Below are 16,532 nucleotides of genomic sequence, written 5' to 3'. Positions count from 1 at the left end.
TATGACTAAAATTATATATACTTCAGATGTACATGGTTATTTATTTCCAACAGATTATTTAGATAGAAATATTAAGAAAAAGGGTTATATATCCTTTATCGACCAAATAAATTCCTACAGAGATGAAAATACCATACTTCTTGATGCTGGTGATATTTTACAAGGCTCATCACTAGCTTATTATTTAGAAAAAGAAAATAATCCTGAACTCATGGCTGACATCTTAAACGAGTTTAAGATTGACTATTACACATTAGGAAACCATGATTTTAATTATGGTTATGCTTATTTGAAAAAATTTGTTGACCGTAGAAATTCTACCCTTATTTGTGCCAATGTTAAGGATAAAAATAAAGAAATAATAACAAGTGATTATATTATAAAAAAACTAAATAATGGCAAGACTCTTGGAATCATAGGAGTTGTTACAGATTGGATAAAGCTTTGGGAGAGAAAAGAAAATATTGAAAATTTTATTATTACTAAGCCTTTAGATGCAATTTCAGATAATTTCAAATATATTAAAGACTGTGACTATAAAATATGTCTTTACCATGGGGGCTATGATATAGATCTTGAAACATTAGAAAAAAATACAAAAACAGATGAAAATGTAGGTGGGGAGATTCTAAAAAATTTCAATTTTGATTTACTTTTAACTGGTCACCAACATATGCCCTTTGAAGGAAAAAAGATTTATAATACTTATACTAGTCAGGCTCCTGCAAATGGAGAAGGTTTTGTTTTAGTAGATTTAGATAGTAAATCTTCTAAAATATTTAAAGGTGAAAAAATAAATACCAATATATATAATAAATACAAATATATTGATGATAAAGTTCAAGATTTTTTGGATAACAAATTATGTAAATTAAAAAGACCTTATCTCGATGAAGATAAAATTCAAAGAGCAAAACATGGAAGTATTTTGGCAGATTTTTTTAATAAGATAATTATTGATTATTCAAAAGCTGATATTTCCATAACATCTTTTGCTAATGAAATTTCTGGACTTAGCGAAAATGTAAGTATAAGAGAAATTTTAAATACCTATAGATTTCCTAACACTTTAATCGTTTTGGAAATTTCTGCTGAAAAATTAAAAAAAGCTTTGGAACAAAATTTCACCTATCTTGAAAATGAAAATACAATTAATAAAAATTTCTTGATTCCAAAAGAAGAGCATTATAATTTTGATTTTTTCTATGGTATAGATTTTGATGTTGATTTTACAAAAGATTTTTATGAGAGAATTTCAAATATAACTTTTAAAGGCAAGCCTGTTAAGGATGAAGATAAGTTTAAAATTGCCATGAATAATTATAGGGCAACAGGAGCGGGAAACTTTGATATGTATAAAGATTTGAAAGTTGTTAAATCTTTTGACAAGGAGATTTCAGAAATTCTTATTGATGCCTTTAGAAGTGGCAGAGCTTCGGAACTTGAAAAATAAAATATATTTATTATAGACTCTTTATGGGTCTATTTTTTATTAAATAATTGTAAATTTATGATATTATAATATTGTAAAAGGACGTGATTTAATGATTTTAGATAAATTAAGAAAAGAAATGAAAAAATTTGGAGTTGATTATTATATAGTTCCAACATTAGATCCTCATTCTTGTGAATATTTACCAGATTATTTTAAAGAAAGAGAATTTATAACGGGTTTTACAGGTTCAGCAGGTACTGCAGTAATTGGTGATGATTTTGCATATCTTTGGACTGATGGAAGATATTATATTCAAGCGCAAAAACAAATTAAGGATTTTGGATTTTCTTTAATGAAACAAGGTCAAGAAGGAGTACTAAATTTTGATAAATGGATAGTAGAAAATATTAAAGATGGACAGAGCTTAGCTTTTAATGATCTATATTTTTTGCAATCAACCTATGAAAAATTAGAAGAAGCTTTAAAAAAGAAAAATGTTAAAATAAAAAGTTGTGATTTAATTAAAGACCTTTGGGAAAATCGTCCGGAATTTCCTAGTGCTAAAGCTTTTATTTTTGAAGAAAAGTATGCTGGAGAATCTTTTGAAGATAAATTAAAAAGAATAAGACAAAAGCTTAATGATAAAAAGGCTGATATGACAGTTATTACAAACCTTGAAGATATATGTTGGGCATTAAATATTAGAGGGGAAGATATACTATACACTCCAGTTGTTTTATCATATTTAATAATAGAAGAAAACAAGGCAACATTATTTTTACAAAAGGAAAAAGCTAAAGACATAAAAGAATCTCTGAAAAATTTTGTGGAAATCAAAGAATATGATGATTTTTATAGGGAATTGGAAAAGTATAAAAATAAAAATATATTCATTGATAAGGATAGGGTAAATAGAAGGGTTTTTAAATCTCTTGAGGATAATAATAAGTTTATTTTTGGTACAAATATTACAAATGACTTGAAAGCAATAAAAAATCCTATAGAGTTGGAAAATCAGCGTCAAACGTATATTAGAGATGGGGTTGCCCTCACTAAATATATTTATTGGTTAAAGAATAAGGTTAAAGATGAAGTAATTGGAGAATATGATGCTCAACTTCAACTTGATAAATTTAGAGCTGAAGAAGATCTATATTTTTCTAATTCTTTTGAAACTATATCTGCTTATGGGTCAAATGCTGCTATGATGCATTATAGTGCTCATAAAGACAAACAAAGCCCTTTAAAAGCTAAGGGATTTTATCTTGTAGATTCTGGAGGGCAATATTTCACTGGAACAACAGATGTAACAAGGACTATAGCTCTTGGAAAGTTAAACAAAGAAGAAATTACTGACTTTACTTTAACTTTAAAATGTCATTTAGATTTGATGGATGCAATATTTTTGAAGGGAACTACCGATTTGGGACTTGATGCTATTTGCAGATATCCATTATGGCAAAATCATATGGATTATAAGTGCGGAACTGGTCACGGAGTTGGATATTTCTTATCAGTTCATGAAGGTCCACAGAGAATTTCACCTAATACAAGTGTTCATGAAATGGAAGTAGGTATGATTGTTTCTAATGAACCTGGAGTTTATAAAGAAAATAAACATGGTATCAGAATAGAAAACATTATGGAAGTTATAGAAGATGGAAAGTATAATGATGGAACTTTTTATAAGTTTAATACAATGAGCCTTTGCCCTATAGAATGCGAGGCTATTGATGTAAAACTATTGACTGAAAGGGAATTAGAAGTTATTAATGAATATCATAAGAGGGTTTATGAAAAACTCTCACCATTTTTACAAGAACCAGTTAAAGAATGGTTAAAAGAGGTAACAAAAAAATTAGAAAGGTAAAAGTTTGATTAATATAAAAGAAAGATTAGCTCAGCTTCCAGATAAGCCTGGAGTTTATATAATGAAAAATTCTACTGATGAAATTATATATGTTGGGAAGGCAAAGTCTTTGCGTAAGAGGGTAAGACAATATTTTGGCTCCTATGGCAAATCTTCTGCCAAAGTAAAATCTATGGTTAGTCATATTTATGATTTTGAATATATAATTGTGGAAAATGAAGTAGAATCCTTAATTTTAGAATCAAACTTAATAAAAGATAATTTACCCAAGTATAATATTTTACTTAGGGACGATAAGCAATATCCATATATCAAAGTTACAACTAACGAACTTTATCCAAGGGTAATGAAAACTAGACGAATTTTAAAGGATGGTGCTAAGTATTTTGGTCCCTATCCAGATGTTTATGCAGTTAATGACTCCATAGACACTTTTGAAAGTTTATTTCCATTGAGAACTTGTTCCTTAAATATGGAAAAAAATATGGGTAAATATAGACCGTGCTTAAATTTTTATATAGGAAAATGTCTAGGTCCTTGTCAGGGAAATGTAGATGAAAATTCTTATAAAAAAATGATAGATGAAATACTTGATTTTTTATCTTTGAAGTCTGATGCGATTTTAACTAGATTAGAAGATAAAATGAAAGAATTTTCTTATAATTTGGAATATGAAAAAGCAGCAGAAATAAGGGATAGGATAAAAAACTTGAAGGAATTAAGAGAAAAACAGTTAATCTCTAATCCTATGTCTACAAATGATAAGGATATAATTGCACTTGCTAAGGGAATAGATGAAGTCTTGATACAAATATTTTTTATAAGGGATGGAAAAATTATTGGGCGTGAACATTATATGCTAAATGATTATTTTAATGAGCCTTTAGAAGAAATATTTTCTGCATTCATAAAACAGTTTTACAATGGCACTTCCTATATTCCTAAAGAGATAATAATTGAAGAAGAACCAGCACAGAAAGAGGTTTTGGAAGAATGGCTTTCAACAAAAAGATCAAATAAAGTTACAATAACAGTTCCACAAATTGGTCAAAAGAAAGAATTAATACAAATGGTGCACAAAAATGCCCTAGATATGATCAATAAATATGGCGATAAGTATGCAAAAAGAGCTAAGACTAATGCACTAGCCCTTGAAGAAATAACAGACATCTTGGGACTTGATATTAAACTTAACAGGATAGAAGCTTACGATATTTCAAATATATCTGGCGTTGAGTCTGTAGGTTCTATGGTAGTTTTTGAAAAGGGAGAATCTAAAAAAAGTGACTATAGGAAATTCAGAATTAAAACTGTTATCGGTCCAAACGATTATGCATCTCTTAAAGAAGTTTTAACTAGAAGATTTTTGAGGGGAATTAATGAAAGAATTGATAAAGAAAAAGGTCCATCTTCTTTTTCTAGATTTCCTGATATGATTATGATGGATGGTGGCAAGGGGCAAGTAAATATTGCCTTAGATGTATTAAAAGAACTGGGAGTAAATATTGTTGTTATAGGTCTTGTTAAAGATGATTTTCACACTACAAGGGGTATTATTTATAATAACAAGGAATACAGTTTAGATTTAAATTCTAAAGGATACAAAATGATATATAAAATTCAAGAAGAAGCACACAGATTTGCCATAAACTATCACAGAAGTCTTAGAAATAAAGATATGTTTAAATCAGAGCTTGATGATATACCTTTAATTGGTGAAAAGAGAAAAAATAATCTTTTAAAATATTTTAAATCTTTAGATAAAATTAAAAAGGCTTCGGTTGATGAACTTAAAGAGGTAAGTGGAATGGACATAAGGAGTGCCGAGTCTTTATATAATCATTTCAATGGAGTAAAAAAATGACTATAAAATTAGAAAATCTTGTAAAGAAGATGAAATTGGAAGTTATTAATAAGTCTAGCGATTATTCTAATATTAGTATAGAAAATGATGAAATCAATAGACCAGGCCTCCAATTTTTAGGGGAATTTGATAAATTTGTTGATGGAAGAATACAAATTATTGGTGATAGTGAATGGGGTTATTTAAATTCTTTAACTGAAGATGAGGCTAGAGAATCCTTTGAAAAGCTTTTAAAATTTAAATTTCCCTGCATAATTTTCACAAGGAATAATGAAATCTTTCCCTTCGTTTATGAATTAGCAAAAAAATATGATATCAGCATTTTAAAGAGTTCAGATACATCTACAAAATTTATTATTGAACTTATTTCAACGATAGATGAGGAATTAGCACCTACACTTAGGGTACATGGATGTTTACTCGATATTTATGGAGTAGGAGTTTTAATAATGGGTAGAAGTGGAATAGGTAAGAGCGAAACTGCACTTGATCTTATTTCAAATGGTGCAAGACTTATTTCTGACGATTTAGTAATTATTAAAAATATTAACGAAAGATTAGTGGGAAAATCTCCTAACATCACAAGGCACTTCATGGAAATAAGAGGTGTAGGTATAATAGATGTACAAAAAATGTTTGGCATTGGCTTTGTAATGGAAGAAAAGGAAGTTGAAATTATTGTAGAATTAGTAGATTGGGATGAGTCTAAGGAGTATGACAGGTTAGGAATAGACTATGCTTATGAAAATCTATTGGGAATGAATGTGGTAAAATTTACTATTCCAGTAAAGCCGGGAAGGCATACTTCATTAATAATTGAAGTAGCCACAAGACATTTCAAACAAAAAGAACTGGGTTATAATCCTGCTCTTGAATTAAACAAGAGAATTATAGAAGAGAGAAAAATTTAATTAGGAAAATTGTTTAAACTTGTTAATAATAGATAATATTCTATATATAATATCTATTTATTATGTAATATTGTATAAATATTGTAGATTATCAAAAAACTAAGAATAATGGGGAAAAAAGCTTTAAGTTTTACTTTATATTTCACAGATTTTTATAAAAAATTAATGGAATTTATTGCAAAACATAAAGCAGGGTTTTATAATTATATTAAGTACGGTTGTTTAATATTAATAAAATTAATAAATGGAGGCTAATATGGGAAAAAAATTCAAAACCATGGATGGTAATGAAGCTGCTGCTCACGTTGCTTATGCGTTTTCAGAAGTTTCATGTATTTATCCTATCACACCGTCTTCACCAATGGCTGAACATATTGATGCTTGGGCTTCTCAAGGAAGAAAAAATATTTTTGGTCAAGAAGTTTTAGTTAAGGAATTACAAGCAGAAGGTGGAGCTGCTGGGGCAATGCACGGTTCATTGCAAGCAGGTTCATTAACATCAACTTATACAGCATCACAAGGTTTACTTTTGATGATTCCAAATATGTATAAGATAGCAGGAGAATTATTACCAGGAGTATTTCATGTTGCCGCTAGAGCTTTGGCCTCACATGCCTTAAGTATATTTGGTGACCATCAAGACGTCATGGCTGCGAGAGCTACTGGCTGTGCTTTGTTATGCTCAAATTCAGTTCAAGAAGCTATGGACCTTGCCGGAGTTGCTCACTTGAGTGCTCTTAAGGGAAGAGTTCCATTTATTCATTTCTTTGATGGTTTTAGAACTTCACATGAGGTTCAAAAGATTGAAGTTTTAGATTACGATGATTTAAAAGATTTAATAGATAAAAAAGCCCTTAAGGAATTTAAAGAAAGAGCTTTAAATCCCAATGGTGCCCAAACAAGAGGAACTGCTCAAAACCCTGATATTTATTTCCAATCAGTTGAAGCAAGCAATAAATATTATGATGAAATTCCAAGTATTGTAGAAGAGTACATGGATAAAATTTCTAAAATTACAGGTCGTAATTATGGATTATTCAACTATTACGGAGATAAAAATGCAACAGATATTATTGTTGCTATGGGATCTGTAAATGAATGTATAGAAGAAGTTGTTGATTACCTAAATAGCAAAGGACAAAAGACAGGACTTCTAAAAGTACATTTATATAGACCTTTTGCAGTTGAAAAGTTTTTGGAAAGTATTCCTAAAACTGTAGAAAGAATTGCAGTATTAGATAGAACTAAAGAAAAAGGAGCTCCAGCTCAACCTTTACACTTAGATGTTAGAAATGCATTTTATAGTTCTGATAGGAGGCCACTAATTATTGGTGGTATCTATGGTTTAGGTTCTAAGGATACAAACCCATCACAAATACTTGCAGTATTTAAAAATCTAAAGGATGCTAAACCAATAAATAATTTCACAATTGGTATTGTTGATGATGTTACGAATAAATCACTTGACACAAGTGAACATATATCAACTGAACCAGAAGGCACAATCAGATGTAAATTCTGGGGATTTGGTTCCGATGGTACAGTAGGAGCTAATAAATCTGCAATTAAGATTATTGGTGATAATACAGATATGTATGCACAAGGTTATTTTGATTATGATTCTAAAAAATCAGGTGGTGTTACTATGTCCCACTTGAGATTTGGTAATCACAAAATCACCTCAACATATTTATTATCAGAAAGTGATTTTATCTCTTGCTCTAAACAATCATATGTTTATCAATATGATTTACTTAGAGGATTAAAACAAGGCGGTAAATTCTTATTAAATACAACTTGGGATGATGAACAGTTAGAAGAACATCTACCAAATTCTTTAAAGAAAGATATTGCAGATAAAAAAGTTGATTTCTATACTATAAACGCAACAAAAATTGCAGCTCAAGTTGGATTAGGCGGTAGAACTAATATGGTTATGCAAGCAGCTTTCTTCAAACTTTCTCAAGTGTTACCTCTTGATCTTGCAGTTAAATTATTAAAAGAAGGTATTGTAAAAGATTATGGAGTAAAGGGCGATGATATAGTTCAAATGAACTATAAGGCTGTTGACGAAGGTGTAAAATCTATTCACCAAGTTAAGATTAATCCAAAATGGGCAGATTGCAAGGTTGAAGATGAACATTCAATAAAGGGTGCACCTGAATTTATAAATAAAATTCTTATCCCTATGACAAGACAAGTTGGTAATGACCTTCCTGTTTCAGCTTTAATGGATCATGTTGATGGTTCATTCCCCAATGGAACTAGTAAGTATGAAAAGAGAGGAATTGCAGTTAATGTACCACATTGGAAGATAGAAAATTGTATTCAATGTAATCAATGTTCATTAGTTTGCCCTCACGCTGTTATAAGACCATTCTTACTTGATAAAGAAGAAGCTAAAGGAAAGCCTGAAACATTTGAAACTATGAGTGCTAGAGGCAAGGGATTAACTGATTATGAATTTAGAATTCAAATTTCTCCGCTTGATTGTACTGGATGTGGTAACTGTGCTCAAGTTTGTCCTGCTAAAGAAAAAGCTTTAGTAATGACTCCTTATGAAAAAGAACTTGAAGTTCAAGCAATTAACTGGGAATTTGCAACAACAGTAAAATCTAAACAAGAAAATATAGAATTAAATAATTTTAAAAATTCTCAATTCTATAAACCATATCTTGAATTTTCAGGAGCGTGTGCTGGATGTGGAGAAACTCCCTATGTTAAACTTGTAAGTCAATTATTTGGAGATAGAATGTCTATAGCAAATGCTACAGGTTGCTCATCAATTTGGGGTGCATCTGCTCCATCAATGCCATATTGCACAGATGATTGCGGAAGAGGACCTTCTTGGGCAAACTCTCTATTTGAAGATGCTGCTGAATATGGATATGGTATGGCTGTTTCTCAACATCAAACTAGAGATAGAATTAAGAATTTAATGCAAGAATTTATTGATTTAAATATAGACAAAGAAGTAAATTCAATCTTTAGTGAATGGATTGAAGGTATGGATGAATATAAGGATTCAAAACTAGCTAGTGCTAAAGTAATAAATATTCTTGATAAGAAATTTAATGATACTAAAGCTGATCAAATTATAGAAACATTAAAATCTCTTGAAAAATTCTTGATTAAAAAGAGTCAATGGATAATTGGTGGAGATGGTTGGGCTTATGATATTGGTTATGGTGGTCTTGACCATGTACTTGCATCAGGTGAAGATTTGAATGTTTTAGTAGTTGATACAGAAGTATATTCTAATACTGGAGGTCAAGCTTCAAAGGCAACACCTACTGCTGCTATTGCACAATTTGCAGCTTCAGGAAAAATAACTAAGAAAAAAGACTTAGGTTTAATGGCAACTTCTTATGGTTATGTATATGTAGCACAAATAGCTTTAGGTGCAGATAAAAATCAAGCATTTAAGGCAATAAAAGAAGCAGAAGCCTACAAAGGACCTTCATTAATTATCGCTTATGCACCATGTATTAATCACGGAATTAGAGCTGGCATGGGCAAGACAATAGAAGAAGAAAAGAAAGCTGTAGAAACAGGCTATTGGCACTTATATAGATTTAATCCTGAACTTAAAGCACAAGGTAAAAATCCATTTGTTCTTGATTCAAAAGAACCTACAAGACCTTACAGAGAATTCCTTGATGGTGAAGTTAGATACACTTCACTTAAGAAATTGTTCCCTGAAAGAGCTGAAAGACTTTACGAAGAAGCTGAACAAAATGCTAAGGATAGATATGAATCTTATGTAAATGCTGACAAGGCAACTTTAGATTGATATTTATAAAGATTTTAAATATTTGTTGGGGGTAATTCCTCAACAAATATTTTTTTATACAAGTTCATTACAATTAATCAATCAGCATTTATTGAAATTTATTTCTAATAATATTGATTTTTCTTATGCGATAATATATATTAAAATAGTATTTGGAGGTTATTATGAAAGTAATTTTTGATGCTAATGGCGGAGATAATCCAAAAGAGATTATAAAAGGAGCGGTTGATGCTTCTAATGAATTTAATATAGATATTATTTTTGTTGGTGAAGAAAATTTTATTAATGATTGTCTAAATGATTTAGATTATGATAAAGATAAAATTTCAATTGTAGGTGCTAGTCAAAAAATTGAAAATGACGAAGACCCTGCATTTGCTTTGAGGAAAAAGAAAGATGCTTCCATTGTTGTAGCTTTAAATTTATTAAAAGAATCTAAGGCAGATGCTGTGATTTCTGCAGGTTCAACTGGAGCTCTTCTAGCAGGAGGACTTTTTTTAGTAGGTAGAATTAAGGGTGTAAAAAGAGCTGTTCTTCCAACTTCCATTCCGGGACTTAAGAAATCTACAATGATAATTGATTCTGGTGCTAATATGGATACAGATTCTATACTACTTAAGCAATTTGCTCAAATGGGTTCAGTATATTTAAAGGAATATTATAATATAGATAATCCTAAAATTGCTTTATTAAATGTTGGTAGTGAAAAAGGTAAGGGTAATTCCTTGGCTAAAGAAACTTATGAATTATTAGAAAATTCAAATTTGAATTTTATTGGAAATGTTGAGGCTAGAGAAATTACTAATACAGAAGCTGATCTTGTTTTATGCGATGGTTTTGTTGGAAATGTTCTTTTAAAAGGAATTGAAGGTATAGCAGAATTTATTTTAAAAAGTTTATTTTACACTTTAAAAACTGGCCATGGAAGTGATAATGAAAAGCAATTTATGTCCAATATTTTAGGTAATTTTTCTAAAAAATTAGATGCTAAAGAAGTTGGTGGCACAATTTTGTTGGGTCTTGAAAAACCTATTATTAAGGCTCATGGTAATTCAGATGCTAAAGCAATTAAGAATGCTTGTGCCTATGCAATAGATATTTATAATAAAGAATTAATTAATAAAATTAAAAATAATTTGGGGGAAAATTAATGAGAGATACTATTTTAAAATTAATAGCTGATGAATTTAATATGGAAGTTAGTGATTTAAGAGAAGACATGAGTTTTCAAGATGACTTAAATGCTGATTCTATTGAACTTGTTGAACTTATCATGTCTATTGAAGACGAACTTGATGTTCAAGTTGATGATGAAAAAATAGAAGAATTAAAAACAATTGGCGATGTTTTAGAATATGTTGAAGAATTGGAACAGTGATAGGTGTGTCAGTTGACAAAGAAACTCTTGAAAAAAATTTAAATTATTTTTTTAAGAATCATGCTTTATTAGACAAGGCTTTGACCCATTCTTCTTATGTAAATGAAAATAATCTCAAATCTTTTGATTCTAATGAGAGGTTAGAATTTTTAGGAGATGCAGTTTTGGGACTTGTTATGGGTGAATATTACTATAAAAAATATGAGCTTTATAATGAAGGTGAACTTTCAAAATTGCGTTCTGCAAGTGTAAATGAACACGCCTTGGCTGTTGTAGCTAATCATATAAAATTAGGAGAGCTTATACATTTTGGCAGGGGTGAAATAAAAAACGGAGGAAAATTTAGGGAATCAATTTTAGCAGATGCTTTTGAAGCCCTTATTGGAGCAATTTTTTTAGATTCTTCCTTTAAAATTGCAAGAAAAGTTATATTAGCTTTATTTGAAGATATTTTTGATGAAATAATGCTATATGACAGAGATTATAAGTCTAAGTTACAGGAATTTGTTCAAAAGGACTCTTGTACTATCAAGTATGTTTTAACTGATGAAATAGGTCCAGATAATGACAAGACATTTTCTTCTAGTGTTTTAATTTCAGGCAAAATCTATGGTAAGGGTATGGGTAAAACAAAAAAGAAATCTGAACAGATGGCTGCTTATGAAGCTTTAAAAGTTTTAGGTGATTTTGATGAGTAAATTAAATATCATACCTATTTTCGTTCCTCACTTGGGTTGCCCTTTAGATTGCTGCTTTTGTAACCAAAAAAAAATCACAGGTGTTTCTACAGATATTTCAAGTGATATAGTTGAAAAAACTATTTTGGAATATCTGTCTTATTTTAAGAGGAAAGATAATGTTGAAGTTGCTTTTTATGGAGGGTCTTTTACTGCTATAGATAAGAATATTCAGTCGGAACTTTTATCTGTTGCCTTTAAATATAAAAAGAAAGGTTTAGTCAATAATATAAGGTTATCTACCAGACCTGATTGTATAGACACTGATACTTTGGATAATTTAAAAAAATTTGGAGTAGACATTATTGAATTAGGGGTTCAAAGTCTTGATGATGGTGTTTTAATTCTTTCAAACAGAGGTCATGATAGCAAGTGTGTTCAAAAGTCATCAGAGCTAATTAAGTATTATGGATTTAAATTAGGTCTGCAACAGATGATAGGTCTTCCAGGAGATAGTTTTTCTAAATCTTATTACACTGCTAAAGAGTTTGTTAAGTTAAATCCACACTGTGTAAGAATTTATCCGACTCTTGTTGTTAAAGATACTGCTCTTGAAAATGATTTATATGAAGGGACTTATGATGCCTTGAGTCTTTCTGATTCAATAAGTATCGTTTCTGATATACTTAATTTGTACTATAAAAATAATATCAATGTTATTAGGGTAGGCTTGCAACCAACAGAAAATATTAATTATAATGGAGATGTAGTTGCAGGACCATTTCATCCGGCTTATAGGCAGTTAGTTGAAGGAAATTATTTGTATAATTGCCTTAAAAATTATTTGCTCGCTAATGATGAGAAAAAAGATATATTAATCTATGCTAACGGAAGAAATATATCAAATATAGCAGGTCAAAAATCAAAGAATAAGAAAAAATTAATTGAAAATTTAAAGTTAAACAAGTTGGTTTTAATGGAGAAAAAATTAGATAATTTCACCATTGAGATAGATGATAAAAATATAGATATAAGAGATTATTATAAGATGGAGAATAAATGTATTTAAAAGCTGTTTATATTGAAGGATTTAAATCCTTTGCAAAGAAAACTAAAATTGAATTTAATAAGGATATAACGGCTATAGTCGGCCCCAATGGTAGTGGTAAATCAAATATTACAGATGCTATTATGTGGGTCTTAGGAGAATCTTCAGCAAAAAACTTAAGAGGTCAAAAAATGGAAGATATTATTTTTTCAGGCACTGATAATATGCGACCTCTTGGCTTAGCTCAGGTTACAATAGTTTTTGATAATTCTGACAAGAGTCTTCTCAGTGATTACACTGAGGTTTCTGTTACTAGAAAAATGTATCGTTCTTTAGAATCAGAATTCTTAATAAATAATGTAAAATGTAGGCTTAAAGATATCAAAGAACTTTTCATGGATACAGGAATTGGTAAAGATGGGTATTCACTTATAGGTCAAGGTAGAATTGATTCTATTTTATCCAATAAAGCTGAAGATAGAAGAAGTATTTTTGAGGAAGCGGCTGGAATTTCAAAGTATAAATTTAAAAAGAAAGAGTCTCAAAACAAATTACAAAGGGCAAAGGATAATCTCACCAGGCTCTCAGACATCATCTCAGAAATTGAAAATCAAGAAGGCACTTTAAAAATTCAAATGTTAAAAGCTAAAAGATATCTTAAAATTTTTAATGAATTAAAAGAGAAAGATATTAACTTTGTTTACTTTAATAATCAAAAATTGCAAGTTGATCTAAAAAATTTATCTGAAGAATATAATCAAATAATTACTAAAATAAATTCAATTGAAAATCAAATATCATCATTAAAAATAGAGGAAGAAGAACTAGAGAAAAACTTAGAACTAACTGAAGTTAAAATTGATAAGAACCAAGAGCTTATAAATACAAATAATTTAACTAAGCAAAAAAATAGTTCTAACATTGAAATACTTAAAGAAAAAATTTCATCTTTACAGCTTACTATTAAGAATTTAATAAGTGATGCCCAAAAAGACAAAGAAAAAATTGAAAATAATAATGAAAGTATTAATAAAAATACAGAAACTCTTAAATTAAATGAAGATAAACTTTCTGAACTGAATATAATTATTGAAGAAAATAAAAATAAGTTGGATATTTTAAAAAAAGAAATTGATTCACAAGAAAAATTTGAGAATTCTAAAAGAAAGACTGAACTTGAATTAGAAAATCAAATTAAAAATTTAACTTTTAAAAATCAAACTTTAGAAAATTTCCTTGAAGATAAAAAACAAAGATCCCAAATTTTAAAGAATAATATTTCTAATTTTAGTGAAAATCAAATAGAACTTATAGATTCTTTAAAAGTCAATGAGGAAAAATTAAAGACTTCACAAGATAAATTAAAGGCTAAATTAAAAGAGTCTGATGAAATAACATCTAATTTATCAAAGCTTAATGGAGAATTTCAAAGTCAAAGTAAAAATCTAGAAGATTTAAATTTTAAGTCTAAAGACATACTAAATCGTTTGAATTTTTTAAAAAGTTTATCTGAAAATTATGATGGATACAATCGTAGTGTAAAATCTTTTATGAATTATACTAATAAAATAAACTTATTTAAGAATAAAATATTAGGTAGTGTTGGAGATAATATTTATTTTGAAAAGAAATACCAAAAAGCTATTTCTGTTGCTTTAGGTGGTTCTCTGCAAAACATAATAGTAGAGAAATTAACTGATGTTAGCCCAATGATAGAACTTTTACAAAAGGAAAAATTTGGCAGAATTACCTTTATGCCTCTTGATAATATTAAAAATAATAATTCAAATCTAAACTTAAATCCCTATAAGAATATGGGCGCTATTGATTTTGCAATAAACTTAATCTCTTTCCAAGATAAGTTTTATAATATTTATTCAAATTTATTGGGAAAAATTATTGTATGTGATAATTTTACCAATGCCTCAAAACTTCAAAAAACTTTGAATAACAAATTTAGGATTGTAACCTTAGATGGTGATATTTTTAATACTACAGGCTCTATTACTGGTGGCTATGTAAATAAGTCAAACTTAGATTTAATTTCTAGAAAAAATGATTTGAAGGAAAAGAAAGAAGAATTTGATGATATTAATTTAAAAATAAAAAGTCAAAGTGAAAAACTTGAAACTTTGAGCAAAAATATTGAGAAATATAAAATTCTTGAACAAGATAATAAAAAAGAAATAAATGAACTGGAACAAATAATAAATAGTTTAAAGATTAGTATAGAAAATATAAAAAATTCTAAATTGAATAATGAAGAGTATTTAAGTAGATATAATAGTGAATTGGATGATATTTATAAAAGCTTAGCCTCAGATGAGTTAGAAATTGAGAATAACAAGAAGAAGTTAGAAGAGGTAAATACAAGCCTTTCATCATTAAGTTTATCTAAAAATGATTTTTCAAATAATTTACTTGATAAGAAAAGTGAGATTGAAAGCCTAAGAGAAGAATTTCAAGAAAATATCTTAAATAGAAGAGAAATTGAGGAGAAAAATAATTATTTAAAAATTGAGATAAAGAGATTGACAGATGAGATTAAGGTTTTAAATGAAGCTATCAATAGCTCTTATGAAAGAGAAAATAATTTAAAAAATGAAATTACTTTAAATGAAGAAAGTATAGCTACTTTTGAAAGTGATTTGATTGAAAATGAAAATTCATCGTCTTACAATATTGAAATAGACAAGACTTTGAGAGAAGAGAAAACTAATTTAAGTCTTAAATTAAAAGAAATAAGAGAAAATAAAGATAAAATTAAAGAAGAGCTGATTGATTTAAATAATTTAAGAGAAAAGAACAGGTCAAAAGTTGAAAGAAAAGAAGAAATTTTAAATGATTCTTTGAGAAGAATAGAGGAAGAATATAATTTAACTTCTGTAAATGAGGCAGTAAACAAAGATTTAGGTAGGATTTCTGAAAAAGAAATTAAAAAGTTAAAAAAAGATTTGCAGGATTTAGGACCAGTAAATTTAAATTCAATTGGTGAATATGAATTGATAAAAGAAAGACTAGAGATGAATTTAAAGCAAAGACAGGACCTATTAAATTCTGGTGAAGAAATTGAAAATATATTGAGAGATTTAGATAAGGAAATGAAAGAAATTTTTAAAAAGTCTTTTGCTGAGATTTCTAAGAATTTCAATGAAATTTTTAAAATTTTATTTGATGGAGGTAAGGCGGAAATAGAGTTGACTGGCGAAATTTTAGATGGAGGCATCGAAATAAAGGCAATGCCACCAGGAAAAAGACTTCAATCACTATCATTACTATCTGGTGGAGAAAAAGCTCTTACTGCTGTTGCACTTTTGTTTGCCCTATTAAAAGTTAGACCAGCTCCTTTCTGCATATTAGATGAAATTGATGCTGCACTTGATGATGCTAATATTAAAAAATATTGTGATTATCTAAAAACTCTAGAAAATATTCAATTTATTATGATTACACACAGAAAACTAACTATGGAAATTGCAGGCACTATGTATGGAGTGACAATGGAAGAAAAAGGTGTTAGTAAGCTATATTCAGTAAAATTACAATAGGAGGACTT

General features: G+C 28.8%; 10 protein-coding genes. All 10 read left to right on the top strand.

Annotated elements, in window-relative coordinates:
- The first annotated feature begins 1 nt into the window (after nt 1).
- Nucleotides 2-1,453 (top strand): bifunctional metallophosphatase/5'-nucleotidase, encoded by a 1,452-nt coding sequence (locus tag F594_RS0105955; protein WP_019034902.1) that lies wholly within the window; start codon nt 2-4, stop codon nt 1,451-1,453.
- Nucleotides 1,454-1,544: 91 nt separating this feature from the next.
- Nucleotides 1,545-3,305: an aminopeptidase P family protein gene (locus F594_RS0105950; protein ID WP_019034901.1), complete on the top strand. Its 1,761-nt coding sequence runs from the start codon at nt 1,545-1,547 to the stop codon at nt 3,303-3,305.
- 4 nt (nt 3,306-3,309) lie between these two features.
- Complete coding sequence (gene uvrC, locus F594_RS0105945; protein ID WP_019034900.1) at nt 3,310-5,169, top strand: excinuclease ABC subunit UvrC; 1,860 nt, start codon at nt 3,310-3,312, stop codon at nt 5,167-5,169.
- Nucleotides 5,166-6,080 carry an HPr(Ser) kinase/phosphatase gene (gene hprK, locus F594_RS0105940; protein WP_009345918.1) on the top strand — a complete coding sequence of 305 codons (915 nt, stop codon included), beginning with the start codon at nt 5,166-5,168 and terminating at the stop codon, nt 6,078-6,080. Before uvrC ends, hprK begins: the two co-directional genes overlap by 4 nt.
- Nucleotides 6,081-6,336: 256 nt before the next feature.
- Nucleotides 6,337-9,873, top strand: coding sequence for a pyruvate:ferredoxin (flavodoxin) oxidoreductase (nifJ, locus tag F594_RS0105935; protein WP_019034899.1), 3,537 nt, complete (start codon nt 6,337-6,339; stop codon nt 9,871-9,873).
- A gap of 164 nt (nt 9,874-10,037) precedes the next feature.
- Complete coding sequence (gene plsX, locus F594_RS0105930) at nt 10,038-11,024, top strand: phosphate acyltransferase PlsX (RefSeq protein ID WP_019034898.1); 987 nt, start codon at nt 10,038-10,040, stop codon at nt 11,022-11,024.
- Nucleotides 11,024-11,251: an acyl carrier protein gene (locus F594_RS0105925; protein WP_004824608.1), complete on the top strand. Its 228-nt coding sequence runs from the start codon at nt 11,024-11,026 to the stop codon at nt 11,249-11,251. The genes plsX and F594_RS0105925 overlap by 1 nt, the downstream gene beginning before the upstream one ends.
- A gap of 5 nt (nt 11,252-11,256) precedes the next feature.
- Complete coding sequence (gene rnc, locus F594_RS0105920; RefSeq protein WP_036746305.1) at nt 11,257-11,949, top strand: ribonuclease III; 693 nt, start codon at nt 11,257-11,259, stop codon at nt 11,947-11,949.
- Nucleotides 11,942-12,997, top strand: a complete 1,056-nt coding sequence (locus F594_RS0105915) for an elongator complex protein 3 (RefSeq protein WP_019034896.1) — start codon at nt 11,942-11,944, stop codon at nt 12,995-12,997. The genes rnc and F594_RS0105915 overlap by 8 nt, the downstream gene beginning before the upstream one ends.
- Complete coding sequence (smc, locus tag F594_RS0105910; protein ID WP_019034895.1) at nt 12,988-16,524, top strand: chromosome segregation protein SMC; 3,537 nt, start codon at nt 12,988-12,990, stop codon at nt 16,522-16,524. Before F594_RS0105915 ends, smc begins: the two co-directional genes overlap by 10 nt.
- Nucleotides 16,525-16,532 lie beyond the last annotated feature (8 nt).

The organism is Peptoniphilus lacrimalis DSM 7455 (genome assembly GCF_000378725.1).
GTDB classification, from domain to species: domain Bacteria; phylum Bacillota; class Clostridia; order Tissierellales; family Peptoniphilaceae; genus Peptoniphilus_A; species Peptoniphilus_A lacrimalis.
The sequence above is the reverse complement of the archived record's forward strand: the minus strand, read 5'-3'. Positions and strand labels throughout refer to the sequence as shown.

What these genes read in the sequence shown, in the direction of transcription:
- F594_RS0105955 (WP_019034902.1), top strand. Translation starts at nt 2, where the DNA reads ATGACTAAAATTATATATACTTCAGATGTACATGGTTATTTATTTCCA.
- F594_RS0105950 (WP_019034901.1), top strand. Translation starts at nt 1,545, where the DNA reads ATGATTTTAGATAAATTAAGAAAAGAAATGAAAAAATTTGGAGTTGAT.
- hprK (WP_009345918.1), top strand. Translation starts at nt 5,166, where the DNA reads ATGACTATAAAATTAGAAAATCTTGTAAAGAAGATGAAATTGGAAGTT.
- nifJ (WP_019034899.1), top strand. Translation starts at nt 6,337, where the DNA reads ATGGGAAAAAAATTCAAAACCATGGATGGTAATGAAGCTGCTGCTCAC.
- plsX (WP_019034898.1), top strand. Translation starts at nt 10,038, where the DNA reads ATGAAAGTAATTTTTGATGCTAATGGCGGAGATAATCCAAAAGAGATT.
- F594_RS0105925 (WP_004824608.1), top strand. Translation starts at nt 11,024, where the DNA reads ATGAGAGATACTATTTTAAAATTAATAGCTGATGAATTTAATATGGAA.
- F594_RS0105915 (WP_019034896.1), top strand. Translation starts at nt 11,942, where the DNA reads ATGAGTAAATTAAATATCATACCTATTTTCGTTCCTCACTTGGGTTGC.
- smc (WP_019034895.1), top strand. Translation starts at nt 12,988, where the DNA reads ATGTATTTAAAAGCTGTTTATATTGAAGGATTTAAATCCTTTGCAAAG.